Here is a 15,208-nt window from a genome sequence, read left to right on the forward strand (position 1 = left end):
GACGTCTCCGGTACTACGCCCATGCCCTACGCCACTGCCCTGCCGCTGCACCCGCAAGGACCACCGATGAACCTGGTCCTGTACGGGATCGACCGTGAACTGCTGCCACGCCTGGCTGCCAAGCTGCCGCCGACCACGGCACTGCACTGGCAGGACAGCAGCGAGCCGACCTCGGCCCAGGACCTGCAGCGTGGCCCGCAGAACCTTGTACTGCTGGACTTCCGCCCGGAGCATGCCTCGGCATCGACAGTGCTGGCCCAGCAGCTGCAGCAGACCCAACCCGAATTGACCCTGGTGGCGGTGGGCGCCACCAGCGCCGGCCAGGTGGAAGGCGTGGTGATGGCGCTGCGCGCCGGCCTGCGCGATGTACTGGACCTGGACAGTGACAACACCGGCATCGAAGCCGCCCTGCGTCGCGCTTTGTCACCGCGCCCCGCCGCAAGCGCGCAGCAGGCGCACAAGGCGCGCCTGATCGTGCTGCTGGGCGTGCGCGCCGGCGTCGGCACCAGCACGTTGGCCGCACATCTTTCGGTGCTCGCACAGCAGACCCGCACCTTGGCCCAGGGCGATGCCGCCGTACAGGACGGGCTATTGATGGAGCTGGCGCAGCCGGCCGGCGACCTCGCCCTGTACCTCAACCTGGACAGCCGCTTCCACTACGAAGATGCGCTGCGCAATGCCAGCCGCATCGATGCCACCCTGGCCCGCACGGCGATGGCCCGGCACACCAGCGGACTGGTCCTGCTCGACCGTGCCAGTGGCAGCGACGCACTGCCTCCGTCCGATCCTGGTGCGCTGCTGCAACGACTGCGCGGCGTATTCTCCAGCGTACTGTGCGATGCCGGCGGCTGCCCGCTGCGGCAGCTGCCGCCGCTGCTGCTGGACCAGGCCGATGAAATCTGGCTGGTGGCCGACGCATCGATCGCCACCCTGGTGTCGCTGGACCACGCCCTGAAGCACCTTTCCGGCCAGCGCGACCGCGAGAAGCGACTGCAGCTGGTGATCAACCGCCACGACGACAACAGTGGCATGAGCCCCGAACAGATCGCGCGCCGCTTCGAGCTGCCGCTGCTGGCCACCCTGCCCGAGCGGTCGCGGGTACGCGCCTCCGCCAGCCATGGCCATCTGCTGCTGCAGGATGCGCCGCGCGACCCGTACCTGCGTGCCCTCGCCCCGCTGGTGCAACGCCTGGATCCGGCTGCCTGCCCGGTCCAGGCGCACGGCCTGCGGGAAAGACTTGCCCTTGCCCTGGGTGGATCGCAATGGAAGACAAAGTGACCCCGTTCCCGCACGTTGTCGCCCGCAGCACGGTGCCGGAGCATGCACCGGGCAGCCTGCCGTTCGCACAGACCGAGCAGTACCAGAAGGTGCTGTCGGCCGCGCACGAGCATCTGCTCAACAGCATCGAAGACGAGCGCATCGACATCGATTCCTGGGCCCCCGACACCATCGCCCGCTGGGTGGAAGTGCAGACGGTCAGTTTCATCCAGGAATGGCGCATCCCCATCAACGAAGAAGAAATGCAGGTGGTGGCCGAAGGCCTGGTCAAGGAGCTGACCGGGTTCGGCCCGCTCGATGACCTGCTGCATGACCCCACCATCGAAGACATCCTGATCAATGGCTTCAAGGATGTGCATGTCTCCCAGGGTGGGCAGCTCAAACGCGCACCTCAGCGCTTCACCGATGACACCCACCTGCTACGCATCCTGCGCCGCATCATCGCCCCACTCGGCCGCCGCCTGGATGATTCCAATCCGATGGTCGATGCACGCCTGCCCAATGGTGGCCGCCTCAACGCGATCATCTCGCCACTGGCGGTGGATGGGCCGATGGTGTCCATCCGCAAGTTCCGCAAGGATCCGTTCACCCCCGACGAACTGCTGGCCAAGGGCACCTTCGATGCGCCGATGCAGGCGCTGCTGAAGGCGATGGTGCTGGGCCGCTGCAACATCCTGGTGTCAGGTGGCACCAGCTCGGGCAAGACCTCGCTGCTCAATGCGCTGGCCAGCTATGTGCCGGCCAACGAACGCGTCATCACCGTGGAAGACACCGCCGAGCTCTCGCTCAACCACCCGCATGTGGTGCGGCTGGAGAGCCGCATCGGTGGCGCCGAAGGCCAGGGCGCGGTCAGCATCCGCGACCTGGTGCGCAACAGCCTGCGCATGCGCCCGGACCGCATTGTGGTCGGCGAAGTGCGTGGCGCCGAGGTGCTGGAGATGCTGCAGGCGATGAACACCGGCCATGACGGATCGATGGCCACCATCCACGCCAATTCACCGCGCGACTGCCTGTACCGCATCGAGATGCTGGCCGGCTTCGCCGGTTTCCAGGGCAGCGAAGACAGCCTGCGCCGGCAGATCGCCAGTGCCATCGACTTCATCGTGCAGATCTCGCGCCTGGGCAGCGGCCGCCGGGTGCTGGTGTCCATCACTGAAATCACCGGCGTCAGCGACAACCTGATCACCACCCAGGAGATGTTCCGCCACGAAGTGCAGATCGATGGCAGCGGCAAGGAAATCGACCGTTGGATCGGCCTCGGCTTCCAGCCACATTCGCACAAGCTGGAGCCGTTCCGGCAGTTGCTGCGCGAATCCCTGTACGGAGACTTCTGAGCATGGGTACCGGCCTGCTGCTGGGTGTGCTGAGCATCGTGTCGGTGCTGCTGGCGCTGGCGGTGTGGCTGTGGGGGACGGCCAGCAGCCGCGAACAGCGCCAGGCCTCGCTGCAGCATGCCGAGCAGCAGCTGGCGCGCGGCACCGGCGCTGCCGCCGCGCCGGCCGATGCAGCACGGCAGGCGCCGCTGCCTGCGCCGGGTCGCCGCGCCCTGCCCTGGAACGGGCTGCTGCAGCGTGCCGGCCTGGCACCGGGCTGGAAGCTGCCGCTGCTGATGCTGCTGCCGGGCATCGCCCTGTCCGCGTTCGCGGTGTTGCGCCTGGGCACCTTCTGGATGTTCCCGCTGACCCTGCTGCTGTACCTGCTGGGCTGCTGGCTGTGGCTGATGCGCCGTATCGGCAAGCTGCAGGCGCAGCTGCTGCACCAGCTGCCGGACTTCCTCGACAACCTGGTGCGCCTTACCGCGCTCGGCAACAGCCTGCAGGCCGCCTTCCAGGTCGCGTCGATGCAGACCAACGCGCCGCTGCGCGGCCTGCTCGACACCACGGTGCGCTATGCACGTGGCGGCATGGACCTTGACCGTGCGCTCAACCTGGCCGCACAGCCCTACCGCATGGACGTGCTGAAGGTGCTGGCGGTGGTGATGGGCGTCAGCGTGCGCATCGGTGGCCGTGCCGACCAGATCCTGCAGCGCATGGGCGACTTCATGCGTGACCTGGAACAGGCGCAGCAGGAACTGGCCGCAACCACTTCTGAAACCCGCATGTCGGCGTGGGTACTGGGCCTCCTGCCACCGGCCAGCGCAGTGCTGATGGCGATCTCCAGCCCCGAGTTCTTCCAGCCGGTGCTGCACGACCCACTGGGCCACAAGATCCTGCTGATCGCGCTGGCGCTGGAGTTGACCGGCGCCTTCCTGCTGTACCGCCTGGCCAAATCACTATGAACATCCCCGACCACGCAGGAGGCATCCAATGAGCGCCAGCATCTGGTTCGTGGCTGCCCTGCTGGTGTTGGCCGCCGGCGTGGCCCTGCTGGGGCTTGGCAGCTGGGTGCGCAGCCATCGCGAGGACCGCAGCGAGGCCACGTTGAAGACAGCGCTGCGTCCGCGCGAAAGCGAAGACACAGCGGCCGACGCACGCAAGGACTCACTCGGCTGGCTGGAGCAGTTCGGCCGCGGACTGAGCGGCGGACGCCTGGAAGCGGCGCTGCTGGCCGGTGAGGATCGCCTGCTGCTGGACCTGGCCGGCTGGAACACCCGCCGCGGCACCGCCATCTACCTCGGCCTGCGGCTGCTGCTGGCGGTTCTGGTACTGGGTATTGCGCTGACGCTGAGTGACGCCACGGGGTTGTCGAGGATCATGGTGGTGATCGGCGCGCTGGCTGCTGGCCTGCTGCTGCCGAAGTTCGCGCTCAGTGCATGGGTCAAGCGGCGGCGACGCGCAGTGAACAATGAACTGCCGCTGTTGATCGACCTGCTGCGCCTGCTGCAGGGCGTGGGCTACAGCATGGATCAGAGCCTGCAGACACTGGGCGACAAGCTGCGCGACGCACTGCCGGTGCTGGGTGGGGAAATCCAGGAAGCGAATGTGTCCTACACCCATGGGCGCACGCGCGCGCAGTCGCTGCGCCGGCTGAGCGATGTGTACGGCGATGACGATCTGTCCAGCCTTGTGCAGTTGATCCTGCAGGTGCACGCCCACGGCGGTGCCGTGCAGGAACCGCTGCGCCAGTTCAGCGTCCGCCTGCGCGAGCAGCGCCGCAACGCGCTGAAGGAAAAGGTCGGCAAGCTCTCGGTGAAGATGACCGTGGTGATGATGCTGACCCTGCTGCCGGCACTGATGCTGGTGCTGGCCGGACCGGCGCTGGTCGCGCTGGCCACTACCTTGTCGAAAATGGGATGACCTTCATGCCTGTCCTGCGCCCTGCCTGCCTGTTGCTTGCCCTGGTTGCCGCTGCTGCCGGCTGCAGCTCCACCACGCCGAAGTACCTGCGTGCGCCGAGCCTGGCCGAGCCGACGCCGGCCCCGCAGGACAGCCGCAACGCCTACCTGGAACTGATCCAGCGGATGCAGCAGCAGGGCGCCTGGTACGCGTCGCTGGCGCACGTGGATGCGTTCCGCCAGCGCTACGGCGATACCCCGGCACTGCGCCTGCTGCAGGCCGACGCACTGCGCCAGACCGGCCAGATCGATGCGGCGCTGGCGCTGTACCGCGAACTCGGCAATGGCCCGCAGGCCGCCGCCGCTGCACACGGCATGGGCCTGATCGCTGCCCTCCGCGACGACGACCAGGGCGGCGAACAGGCGCTGGCACGTGCCACCCAGTTGAGCCCGCTGAACACCGATTACCTCGGCGACCTGGGCTATGCACGGCTTCGTGCCGGCCGCTTCGAACAGGCACGCGAGCCACTGGCCAAGGCGCTGGAACTGTCGCCAGGCAATGCCAAGGCCACCGCCAATCTTGCCCTGTGGGCGCTATTGCGTGGCGACACTGCCACCGTCGAACGGCTGGCCCAGCAGGCCAGCTTCAGCGAGGAGACCCGCCGCAGCGTGGAACAGCAGGCGCAGCAGATCCGCGCGCGGCTGCAGCAACGCCAGGCCGCTGCCACTGCTGCAGCGGCGGCAGCGGCACGGCCAGTTGCTTCGGTAGCTGCCAACTCCGCCAACGCAGGCCCACGCTTGGCCGCCGAACCGCGCCGCGATGGTCGCGACGAACGCGACCCACCACGACTGCCGCCCTCGATGCTGGAACGCTTCGGCTCCACCGACCATCCCACCGGGAACACGCCATGACCTCGACGCCGCTGATCCGCTGCATGCTGCCGGTGCTTGCCGGCTTGTCTTTCGCTGCGGTTGTGCAGGCGCAGACGCCGCAGCAACCGTTGACCGGGCAGATGCTGGGTGGTGCCGCGCCCGCACCGGCAGCCGCTCCCCTGCACAGCGAGCCGTTGGCTACCGTGGACGTATCGCCGCCACCAGCCGCAGCGCCCATCGCAGCCCCCGCAGCCGCTGAAACCAGGCCTGATTTCGGCGGCACGCAGTTACAGCCCAACACCTCGCAGATCGGTGACACCACTCGCAGCCTGTTCCGCCTGCAAGCGTCCGGCGAGGTGGCCGGTGCCCGCCTGCCGATCCTCGGCGACCAGGCCACATCCAGCTACGCGCGTTACCTGAAGAGCTTCCAGTACGACATTCCGCAATTCTTCGAAACCGACGTCGCCAAGTCCGCAGGATCCTCCCGATCCGGACGCTGAGGCCCGCCATGAACCGAGCACGCCACATCAGCTTCAGTCGCCCGCGCGGCGGTATGTCGGTCACCATGATGCTGGTGATGATCGCGCTGCTGGCCATGCTCGGCCTGATCGAGATCGGCTTCCTGTTCTGGGCCAAGCGCGATGCGCAGAAGGTGGTCGATCTGGCTGCGCTGGCAGGCGCACAACGGCTGGACCTGTGCCGGCCCGACAACGCCGACAACAGCGCGGCCCGGCAGAACGCGCTCGCACAGAACACCTTCCCTGGGCAGGTGCAGATCCAGTGTGGCAACTGGAATGCCACCCGCGGAACGGCTGACCACTTCAGCCCAAGCGTGGACGCAGGCAATCCACGCAACGCGGTGCGGGTCATTGCCGAACGCGGCGTGCTGCCGTTCTTCGGCCAGAACAGCGGGCTGCCCACGTTGCGCGTGCAGGCGGTGGCCAAGCGTTCGGAACCCACCGCCGTGTTTGCAGTGGGTTCGCAGCTGCTGCGCACCAATGGCAACTCCCCCTTGATGGCGACCCTTCGGCTGGTCGGCCTGGACGTCACCAACGCAACAATTCTGTCCTACGACGGCCTGGCACAGGCCACCGTCACCCCGTCGGGGCTGCTGGCGGCACTGGGCATCCCGGTCACCGCCGACCTCAGCGTGGCCGACTTCAACCGGCTGCTGTCGGTCAACCGCATATCACTGGCACAGCTGGTCAATGCCACTGCCACGGTGGTGGGCCGCGAGACCGCCGTCGGCGTACAGCTGCAGGCGCTGTCCAACCTGGTCGGCACGCGGCTGGACATCAACCAGCTGAACATTCTGCTGGGCAGCCAGAACGGCGGCGGCGGCCTGTTCGCGCAGGTGATCTCACCGGACGGCACCATCGGCAGCGCACTGGAATCGAGGGTCAACGTGCTGGATCTTGTCACCGCCGCGATCTCCATCGCCAACGATGGCAATGGTGTGCAGGTGCAGGGCTTGAACCTGCTGGGCATCGACGTCAAGGCCGGCGTGGTGGAGCCGCCGTCGATCGCCATCGGCGGTGTGGGCGCACGCGCGTACAACGCGCAGGTGCGGCTGATGGTGGACGTCGACAGCGACCGCCTGTTCGCGATCGGCCCGCTGCTGAACCTGCTCGGCACCCGCCTGCATCTGCCACTGCACGTGGATGTGGCCAATGCGATGGGGACGCTGACCAGCATCCAGTGCGGTGCGTCACCACCCACGGCCACCATCCAGGTCGATTCCTCGGTGCTGCGCGCCTGCGTCGGCAAGGTCAACGCAGCCGATCGCTTCTCCAAGAGCAACGTCTGCGACGCGACCCTGCAGAACGAGCAGTTGTTGAGGCTGCTGGGGCAGCCCCTGATCAACGACAAGGTCACCCTGCCGGCGCTGACCAGCACGCAGAGCCTGACCCTGGCCGCAGGCCAGACCGGCTCGACCCGGATCAACCCGTTGGCCGTCGGCACCGCCGTGTCAGACCTGGTCAACGAACTGCTGCGGGTGCTGTCAGGCATGCTCAGTTCACCCAAGCAGGGCATGAGCGCCAATGACACGGCCAAGGCATTGGCCGACCGTTACCTGCAGGCGGCCTTCCCCAGCGGCGGGCGTTACAACGTGGACCAGGTGATTCCATTGCTGCGCGATGGCGATCCGTCACGCAACCTCGCACCGCTGGGCAACTGGACCGTTACCAAGGGCGTACCCAAGCCCTGCCTGATTGGCCTGAGCACCTGCTGGGAAGATGGATCGGTCTGGGCCGGTTACCGCGCCACCGTGACCGGCCAGGGCCTGGGCCTGCTCGACGGCCTGCTGGGCTCGCTGGTCGGCGGCCTGCTGATCAACCGCTGCGACAGCCTGCTGGGCAACCTGATCGACTACAACGGCTGCGTGCGCACCAACCTGGCGTCCTACATCCAGACCGCCCCGGCCGGATTCCTGGATGGGCAGAACGGCGGCGGCGTGACCACCCCCGGCAACAACGTCACCTGCAGCGGCCTGCTGTGTGCGCTGCTGAACCCGGTGCTGGCGGCGCTCAAGCCCGTACTCAACAGCGTCGGCACCCTGCTGACCAACACCCTGGCCAGCCTGCTCGGGCTGGAACTGGGCCGCACCGATGTCAGCATGCAGTCGATCCAGTGCAGCTCGGCGCAGCTGGTCTTCTGACCCGCGCGGGCACCGGTTGGCGGCGTCCGCGCCCATGCTAGACTCGCGGCGGGGAACCACATTCAACTCAACCCACACTACATCCGTGGATGGTCTAGACATGCGAGAAACTTCAGGGGGCACCGTCTTCGCCCGGTATCGGCGCGGCGCAGCACTGCTGGCCGTGGCCATGATGGTGGTGGCGCCGTCGGCGCTGGCCGCACGTGGCGATCGCACTGCCACGGTGGAGCCGGCCAAGGCCGCACCGGTGGTACGCAACACCGTCGACGAACTCAAGCAGTTGATGGATGCGCAGCAGCTCACCGAGCTGCGTACCACCTACAACGGCAACTACGGCGCCAGCCTGCTGTTCAACGCCAATACCCTGACCTACTACGTGGCCCTGTTCCAGGAGAAGAACTTCTGGCGGGTGATCAAGACCGATGCCGTCGACAACGCCGAGCGTGTCTACCGCACCTTCGCGCAGCAGTCCGAACAGCTGGCGCAGGTCTACATCGACACCACCCGGCTGGAAGCCGGCAAGCGCTACACCGAGCGCCTGGTGGCCTACAACGAAGAGCGCCTGCGCACCCTGCAGCAGGAAATGGAACAGCAGCAGGCGCAGTCGGCGCAGGTGAGCGCAGCGCTGCAGCAGGCACAGCAGCAGGCGGTCAGCCTGAGCACCGACGTGCAGAGCACCAACAGCCAGCTCGATGCGCTGCAGCGACGGATCCAGATCCTGCAGGCCGAACAGGGCAACCCGGAGCTGAGCCTGCCCAAGCCAGATGCGGCGACGGCACCGGCGGCCGCCAGCGACGGCCGCTGAGGTCTTACGGGCCTGTAGACAAGAACGGCACCTTCGGGTGCCGTTTTTCGTTGTGCTCAACGACAGGCCTCGCGTACCGCGTCATCCAGCTGCCTGCGCTGCAGGTAGTCGAGCCTGCGCGGCCTGGCCAGCGTTGCCACCTGCCGCCGGCGCGCCCGCTCGCAGCCACGCGGGTCAGCCGTGATCGATATCAGCGCGCCCTGTGCGCGCCCGCGCCGTGGCGTCCGCCTGCTACCGCTGCGGGCAGGCTGCACGACTGCAGGTGTGGGCCCGCGTGCCTTCGACTCGGCACCGGGCACTTCCCAGCGCCACTCCGCGCGCCCCTGGCAGGGCGTCTGCTGGTAGACCGGATGCTCACCTCCGGTGCACTTGTAGACGTTGGTCTGTGCCATCGCGACAGCAGCCAACAGCACTGCAGGCAGCACTCCCCATCCCGGCATCTTCATGACTGGCCCTCACGCGTCCGATGGCCATGGTTGCCATCAGCACCGGCCTGCCGCCAGAGCGAGTCGCGTCAGCGTGACGACCACGCCAATCCGGCACAGCCGTGCAATGCACATCGCCCATCGTGCGCTGTACTGCCGCAGGCGCCGGCCAACCCGCAGGCGTCTTCCCTCCCTTTCGCCAAGGAACCTGCAATGAGCAATTTCGTGACCGTCAATGATGGCGCCCGCATCTTCTACAAGGACTGGGGCACCGGCCAGCCTGTCGTATTCGCCCATGGCTGGCCGCTGTCGTCCGATGCCTGGGACCCGCAGATGCTGTTCATGGGCCAGAACGGCTACCGCGTGATCGCCCATGATCGCCGCAGCCATGGCCGCTCCAGCCAGACCTGGGACGGCAACAACATGGACACCTACGCCGATGACCTGGCTGCCGTTCTGGATGCGCTGGACGTGAAGGACGCTATCCTGGTCGGCCATTCCACCGGCGGTGGCGAAGTGGCGCACTACATCGGCCGCCATGGCAGCAAGCGCGTGGCCAAGGTGGTGCTGGTCGGCGCGGTGCCGCCGCTGATGCTGAAGACCGAAGGCAATCCGGCCGGTACCCCGCTGGAAGTGTTCGACGGCATCCGCAAGGGCACCGGTGGCGATCGTTCGCAGTTCTTCAAGGATCTGGCCACGCCGTTCTTCGGCGCCAATCGTGATGGCAACAGCGTCACCGAAGGCATGCGTGATTCGTTCTGGCTGCAGGGCATGCTGGGCGGCGTGAAAGGCCAGTACGACTGCATCCACGAATTCTCGGAGGTGGACTACACCGACGACCTGAAGAAGATCGACGTGCCGGCTCTGGTGGTGCATGGCGATGACGACCAGATCGTGCCCTTCGATGCTTCGGCCAAGCTGTCCTCGCAGATCATCCGCAACGCAGAACTGAAGGTGTACGCCGGTGCACCGCACGGCCTCACCCTGACCCATGCCGATCAGTTCAACGCCGACCTGCTGGCATTCGCACGCAGATGACGTATCGCGGCGGCGCCCGTGCGCCGCCGCTCCTGCCCTGGAGCCGGCCAGCGGCCAGCTCCATCACGGGACCATCAGATATCGCTGTGGTGATGCGGCGCCGCCGCCGGCAATGGATCATGGCCGCCAACGAAGTGACGCACCACCGGCGCGCGCTCGCCGCGATGCAGCGCGCGCAGCGCCTCCTGGATCGCCTTGTCGTCGGCGGTGATGCGTTCATGCTGGCGCAGGTGCTCCAGCCACGACGCTGCGACGAAATACTCCAGATGAATGCCCGGGGTTGCCACATCTTCGACCACGCCCCAGACCACGGCGCCATCGCGCCGACGGATCGTTCCCAGCGTGCGCATCTGCGCCTGGAACGCGGCACGGTCGGCGGCATCGATGCGATATTCGATGGTCACCAGCACCGGCCCCCGATCATTCGACACCGGCACCGACAGTTCCGGTGCGGGCCAGTGCCCGGCCGGGCTCAGATTCAGATCTTCGGCGCCTGCAATGCGTACCCGCCACACCAGCAGGCCGCCGATGACCGCACCTGCAGCAGCCACCAGCAGTGCCAGCTCGGGCGATGTGCGCTGCGCCAGTGCGCCCCAGCTCAGGCCACCGGCCGCCATGCCGGCCGAGAACACCATGATGTACAGGGCAAGCGCACGCGCCCTCACCCAGGCCGGCACCGCCGTCTGTGCTGCGATCTGCAACGAAGACAGTACGGTGATCCAGGCAAAGCCATTGACCAGCATCACCAGCGGCAACACGTACCAGCTGCGGGTCAGCGCCAGGCCGGCCAGGCTTGCTGCCAGCGACAAGGTGGCCAGCAGCACCAGCAGGTCGCGGTCAAGCCTGGCCCGCAGCTTCGGCAGCAGCAATGCACCGCCCACCGCACCGATACCGATGCAACCCAGCAGCACGCCGTACTGCCCCGCTCCGCCCTGCATCTGCCCGCGCACCACCACCGGCAGCATCGCGTTCATCGCCGCGGCGAAGAAGAAGAAGCCGGCCGATTTGATCAGTACCGCCTGCAGGCGACCGGCACGGCTCGCATAGCGCAGGCCCGCCTTGAGGCCAGCGCCGAACCCTTCGGGCGGCAGGCTGGACGCCTTCGGATCACGCTTCCAGCCCCACACCACGAACAGCATGGCGGCAAAGGTGATGGCGTTGAACCCGAAGGCCCACACCGCACCCAGCTGGGCCACGATCACCCCGCCGATGGCCGGCCCGATGGAGCGGGCGATGTTGATGCCGATGGAGTTGAGTGCCACGGCCGAGGCCAGCATCGGCTGCGGAACCAGCTCGGAGACGATCGCGGCCTGTGCCGGCATGGCCATCGCCGCACCGCAGCCCATGCAGAAGGTCAGCAGCACCAGCAGCTGCGGCGTCAGCAGGTCCAATGCCGTGAGCACGGCGGTCGCTGCCGCCACCAGCAGCATCCAGCCCTGGGTGAACAGCAGGTACTTGCGGCGGTCGACGATGTCGGCCAGGGTCCCGGCCGCCAGCGCCAACAGCACGATCGGCACGGTGGTGGCCGACTGCACCAGCGCGACCATCAGCGCCGAACCGGTGCGTTCGGCCATCACCCAGGCCGCAGCCACGTCGTTGACCCAGGTGCCGATGTTGCTGGCCAGGATCGCCAGCCAGATCGAGCGGAACATGCGGATCTTCAACGGCGACCACGCGCCATCGACCTGCGGGGAGTGTTGTGACGCCGATGCGTTCACCATTGCCAAGCTCCAACGATTGAGGCGAACAGCGTGTCCCGGCCGCCGGCCTGCGTCAGTGCAGGACCCGCGTCGACCCAGGCCAGCTGCAGCTGCCATTGCCAGTGGTCATTGACCTGCCAGCGGGTTTCGGATTTGTACTGGGTACCGATGCGGCGTGCGCCTCCGGCACTGCCGGGCAACGCTGCCAACGGTGCCGGCGTGGTATAGACCGCATCGGCGCGCCGATGCTTCCACGCCAGCTGCACACCCAGCTCGGTGGTCACCGCCTCATGCAGGCGCAGTGCCAGTGTCGGTTGCAGATCCATCAGGTTGGCCGGTGCCAACAGGCTGGCTTCGCTGAAATAGGCGGACTTGGGAAACAACGCATTGAACGTACCCAGTCGACCATCACCCGGGTCTGCGTCGCCGCTGGCAATGTCGGCCTTCAGGCCAAGCCGCGGTTGCAGCGGCAGCGCGCTCCAGCGCCAACCGGTATCGGTGGCGAGGGTCCAGGCGCGGATGTCCAGATCGCCGGTCACCGCCCGCAGTTCACCGCCCTGCGCCACCAGTTCGGTATTCCAGTCCAGCGCACCCGACTGGCCGAACCAGCGCGCGCCCAGGGTCTGCCGCCGTTCGGTGCCGCTGCCCGCGGCGAAGCGCGCGCCCTCGCGACGATAGTCGAGCAGGTAAAGGTCCCACTGGCTGATGCCAGCGCCCTTGGCCGTGGTCGCATACGCGCCGAGCAGGTGTGCACCGCGCTCACCGCGGTCATCGAATGCACCCGGGCGGTTCTCGACCGGGCGCAGCGCCATCAGGTCCAGTGCGCCCAGCCTGCCCTGCCACCCCACCCGCGCACCATCGAAGGCCAGGCGGATGTTCGGCCCGTCGCGCACCGACAACAGGCGCGAGCTGCCATAGCCCGCTTCCTGCCGGCCCAGCTGCACGTGCATGCCAGCGCCGGCCCAGCGCCAGTACGCCTGCTGCACGTCCAGCGCGCCGCGATCGGTACGACCTGGGCCACCGGCCTTGCCGCGCTCGGCATGCGTACCCAGCTGCAGCTTCGCTTGCCAATCACCCTGCGCGAAAGAGGCAGAAGCCAGCGCACGCAGCAGGCCGTAGCCATCGTCGCCAGCACCGACGCCAAACCGGGTCGGGGCGTAGTACATGCCACGCAGGCGCAGCGATGCATCCCACTGCAACTGGCCGTCGCCAACCGTGGTACAGGCACCACCGTCGCAGGCCAGCGCCAACGACGGCAACACCAGCGAAGCCAGGGTCAGAACGCGAAGCACGAACACCCCATCGCGCCCCAGAACGCGGTCAGGTCGTCGGTTGGCGCCGGATGACGGACCGCGTGGCCATGCGCACCATGGGTGTCGCAGGCCACACCATGGTGATGACGGTGCGCCGCAGCCAACCCGGTCGCCCCGCCACCGACGTGATAACCACCGAAGCGGTTCACCGGCGACCAGTCCGGCATCGCCGGAGGCAGCTGCGGCGCCAACCCGGCGTAGTCGCCGTCGCCATGCACGATGCGGCCACCCACCACGGTCAGCAGGCTGGTGATGTCGGCGATCTGCTGCTCATCGACGCGGAAGAAGTCGGCCGACAGCAGGATGAAGTCGGCCAGCTGGCCCACCTTCAGCGTGCCCTTCACCGCTTCGTCGCCGGAGAACCAGGCGCTGCCCTGTGTCCACAGGCGCAGGGCCTGCTCGCGCTCCAGCAGGTTCTCATCGCCGTACAGGGCCAGGCCGCCGACGGTGCGTCCCGTCACCAGCCACGACAGCGCCACCCACGGGTTGTAGCTGGCCACGCGGGTAGCATCGGTGCCGGCGCCAACCGGCACGCCCTCGGCCAGCATCCGCTTCACCGGTGGCGTGTGCCGCGCCGCCTGCACGCCATAGCGCTGCACGAATGCCTCGCCCTGGTAGGCCATGCGGTGCTGCACGGCGATGCCGCCGTTGAGTGCGCGGATACGCTCGATGTTGCGCGGGGTGATGGTCTCGGCATGGTCGATGAACCAGTGCAGGCCATCGAACGGCACCTCACGGTTGACCTGCTCGTAGACGTCGAGGATGCGGCTGATGCTTTCGTCGTAGGTCGCATGGATGCGGAACGGCCAGCGCTTCTCCACCAGCAGCTTCACCACATCGTGTAGCTCCGGCTCAAGTTCCGGTGGCAGTTCCGGGCGCGGCTCGTTGAACAGTTCAAAGTCGGCTGCAGAGAACACCAGCATCTCGCCGGCGCCATTGTGGCGGAGCAGGTCATCGCCCTGGCGCGGTTGCAGCATCTCGCTCCAGCCACGGAAATCGCTGACCTCGCTGCCCTTGTTCTGGGTGAACAGGTTGTAGGCGATGCGCACGGTCAGCTGATCATCGCGATGCAGCTGCTCGATGACCTGGTAGTCCTCGGGGTAATTCTGGAAACCGCCTCCGGCGTCGATCACCGAGGTGATGCCCAGGCGGTTCAGCTCGCGCATGAAATGGCGGGTTGAATTGGCCTGGTACTCGACCGGCAGCTTCGGCCCCTTGGCCAGGGTCGCATACAGGATCAGTGCATTCGGCTTGGCCAGCAGCAGGCCGGTCGGGTTGCCCAGCGAATCGCGCACGATCTGTCCGCCGGGCGGGTCCGGCGTTTCCTTGGTATAGCCACAGGCACGCAGCGCGGCGCGATTGAGCAGCGCGCGGTCGTACAGGTGCAGCAGGAACACCGGCGTATCCGGAGCGATGTCGTTCAGCTCCTGCAGGCTCGGCAGGCGCTTTTCGCTGAACTGGGTCGCGGTGAATCCACCGACCACGCGCACCCACTGCGGCGCGGGCGTGCGGTCAACCTGCGCCTTCAGCATGGCCATCGCATCGGCCAGTGAACGCAGGCCATCCCAGCGCAGTTCCAGGTTGTAGTTCAGGCCACCGCGGATCAGGTGGGTGTGGCTGTCATTGAGTCCGGGCACGATTCGCCGCCCCTGCGCATCGACGATCGTGGCTTCGCTGCCCCAACCGCGCATGATGTCCTCGTCGCTTCCCACGGCGACGATACGGCCGCTCTGCACGGCCAGTGCCTGCGCATGCGGCTGCTGCGGATCCAGCGTGGTGATGCGTGCATTGCGGATGACCAGTGTGCTCATGCGACGCTCCTTGGAAGGGGATTGGATGGCCGCGGCGGTACCGCCAGCCAGGCCCAGCGCCAGCGCGGCACTGGTGGCCAGCACCACATTGC

The 15,208-nt window shown here is 67.4% G+C and carries 13 protein-coding genes; 9 read left to right on the top strand and 4 right to left on the bottom strand.

Features of this window, described 5'->3' with window-relative positions; translation table 11 throughout:
- The first annotated feature begins 21 nt into the window (after positions 1 to 21).
- From CR918_RS10305 to CR918_RS10340, 8 genes are all read left to right on the top strand, one after another.
- Positions 22 to 1,278, top strand: coding sequence for a CpaE/TadZ family protein (locus CR918_RS10305; RefSeq protein ID WP_059064412.1), 1,257 nt, complete (start codon positions 22 to 24; stop codon positions 1,276 to 1,278).
- Positions 1,263 to 2,612: a TadA family conjugal transfer-associated ATPase gene (locus CR918_RS10310; protein WP_025878541.1), complete on the top strand. Its 1,350-nt coding sequence runs from the start codon at positions 1,263 to 1,265 to the stop codon at positions 2,610 to 2,612. The genes CR918_RS10305 and CR918_RS10310 overlap by 16 nt, the downstream gene beginning before the upstream one ends.
- A 2-nt stretch (positions 2,613 to 2,614) precedes the next feature.
- Positions 2,615 to 3,556, top strand: coding sequence for a type II secretion system F family protein (locus CR918_RS10315; RefSeq protein WP_059064414.1), 942 nt, complete (start codon positions 2,615 to 2,617; stop codon positions 3,554 to 3,556).
- Positions 3,557 to 3,584: 28 nt separating this feature from the next.
- Complete coding sequence (locus CR918_RS10320; protein ID WP_059064415.1) at positions 3,585 to 4,514, top strand: type II secretion system F family protein; 930 nt, start codon at positions 3,585 to 3,587, stop codon at positions 4,512 to 4,514.
- Between the two features lie 5 nt (positions 4,515 to 4,519).
- Positions 4,520 to 5,404, top strand: a complete 885-nt coding sequence (locus CR918_RS10325) for a tetratricopeptide repeat protein (protein ID WP_099844332.1) — start codon at positions 4,520 to 4,522, stop codon at positions 5,402 to 5,404.
- Entirely contained in the window at positions 5,401 to 5,865 is a 465-nt protein-coding gene (locus CR918_RS10330; protein ID WP_099842757.1) for a DUF3613 domain-containing protein, read from the top strand. Before CR918_RS10325 ends, CR918_RS10330 begins: the two co-directional genes overlap by 4 nt.
- 8 nt (positions 5,866 to 5,873) lie before the next feature.
- Positions 5,874 to 8,024 (top strand): TadG family pilus assembly protein, encoded by a 2,151-nt coding sequence (locus tag CR918_RS10335; protein ID WP_099784489.1) that lies wholly within the window; start codon positions 5,874 to 5,876, stop codon positions 8,022 to 8,024.
- A 100-nt stretch (positions 8,025 to 8,124) separates the two neighbouring features.
- Positions 8,125 to 8,829 (top strand): DUF2968 domain-containing protein, encoded by a 705-nt coding sequence (locus CR918_RS10340; RefSeq protein ID WP_025878535.1) that lies wholly within the window; start codon positions 8,125 to 8,127, stop codon positions 8,827 to 8,829.
- A 56-nt stretch (positions 8,830 to 8,885) separates the two neighbouring features.
- Here the strand turns inward: CR918_RS10340 and CR918_RS10345 are convergent, their stop codons facing one another.
- Positions 8,886 to 9,275, bottom strand: coding sequence for a hypothetical protein (locus CR918_RS10345; protein ID WP_415847003.1), 390 nt, complete (start codon positions 9,273 to 9,275; stop codon positions 8,886 to 8,888).
- 192 nt (positions 9,276 to 9,467) lie between these two features.
- On the opposite strand from CR918_RS10345, the gene CR918_RS10350 reads away from it, so the two are divergent.
- On the top strand, positions 9,468 to 10,292 hold the full coding sequence (locus tag CR918_RS10350) for an alpha/beta fold hydrolase (RefSeq protein WP_025878533.1): 825 nt from the start codon (positions 9,468 to 9,470) through the stop codon (positions 10,290 to 10,292).
- 74 nt (positions 10,293 to 10,366) lie between these two features.
- Here CR918_RS10350 and CR918_RS10355 read toward each other — a convergent pair whose 3' ends face one another.
- The 3 genes from CR918_RS10355 to CR918_RS10365 are packed head-to-tail and all read right to left on the bottom strand — an operon-like array spanning position 10,367 to position 15,116.
- Positions 10,367 to 12,013, bottom strand: a complete 1,647-nt coding sequence (locus CR918_RS10355) for an MFS transporter (protein WP_059064418.1) — start codon at positions 12,011 to 12,013, stop codon at positions 10,367 to 10,369.
- On the bottom strand, positions 12,007 to 13,290 hold the full coding sequence (locus tag CR918_RS10360; protein ID WP_099784491.1) for an alginate export family protein: 1,284 nt from the start codon (positions 13,288 to 13,290) through the stop codon (positions 12,007 to 12,009). The genes CR918_RS10355 and CR918_RS10360 overlap by 7 nt, the downstream gene beginning before the upstream one ends.
- On the bottom strand, positions 13,269 to 15,116 hold the full coding sequence (locus CR918_RS10365) for an amidohydrolase (protein ID WP_202908372.1): 1,848 nt from the start codon (positions 15,114 to 15,116) through the stop codon (positions 13,269 to 13,271). Before CR918_RS10365 ends, CR918_RS10360 begins: the two co-directional genes overlap by 22 nt.
- Positions 15,117 to 15,208: the final 92 nt, after the last annotated feature.

Source organism: Stenotrophomonas indicatrix, assembly GCF_002750975.1.
GTDB classification, from domain to species: domain Bacteria; phylum Pseudomonadota; class Gammaproteobacteria; order Xanthomonadales; family Xanthomonadaceae; genus Stenotrophomonas; species Stenotrophomonas indicatrix.

What these genes read in the sequence shown, in the direction of transcription:
- CR918_RS10335 (WP_099784489.1), top strand. Translation starts at nt 5,874, where the DNA reads ATGAACCGAGCACGCCACATCAGCTTCAGTCGCCCGCGCGGCGGTATG.
- CR918_RS10320 (WP_059064415.1), top strand. Translation starts at nt 3,585, where the DNA reads ATGAGCGCCAGCATCTGGTTCGTGGCTGCCCTGCTGGTGTTGGCCGCC.
- CR918_RS10340 (WP_025878535.1), top strand. Translation starts at nt 8,125, where the DNA reads ATGCGAGAAACTTCAGGGGGCACCGTCTTCGCCCGGTATCGGCGCGGC.
- CR918_RS10365 (WP_202908372.1), bottom strand. Translation starts at nt 15,116, where the DNA reads ATGAGCACACTGGTCATCCGCAATGCACGCATCACCACGCTGGATCCG.
- CR918_RS10315 (WP_059064414.1), top strand. Translation starts at nt 2,615, where the DNA reads ATGGGTACCGGCCTGCTGCTGGGTGTGCTGAGCATCGTGTCGGTGCTG.
- CR918_RS10330 (WP_099842757.1), top strand. Translation starts at nt 5,401, where the DNA reads ATGACCTCGACGCCGCTGATCCGCTGCATGCTGCCGGTGCTTGCCGGC.
- CR918_RS10310 (WP_025878541.1), top strand. Translation starts at nt 1,263, where the DNA reads ATGGAAGACAAAGTGACCCCGTTCCCGCACGTTGTCGCCCGCAGCACG.
- CR918_RS10350 (WP_025878533.1), top strand. Translation starts at nt 9,468, where the DNA reads ATGAGCAATTTCGTGACCGTCAATGATGGCGCCCGCATCTTCTACAAG.
- CR918_RS10355 (WP_059064418.1), bottom strand. Translation starts at nt 12,013, where the DNA reads ATGGTGAACGCATCGGCGTCACAACACTCCCCGCAGGTCGATGGCGCG.
- CR918_RS10325 (WP_099844332.1), top strand. Translation starts at nt 4,520, where the DNA reads ATGCCTGTCCTGCGCCCTGCCTGCCTGTTGCTTGCCCTGGTTGCCGCT.
- CR918_RS10345 (WP_415847003.1), bottom strand. Translation starts at nt 9,275, where the DNA reads ATGAAGATGCCGGGATGGGGAGTGCTGCCTGCAGTGCTGTTGGCTGCT.
- CR918_RS10305 (WP_059064412.1), top strand. Translation starts at nt 22, where the DNA reads ATGCCCTACGCCACTGCCCTGCCGCTGCACCCGCAAGGACCACCGATG.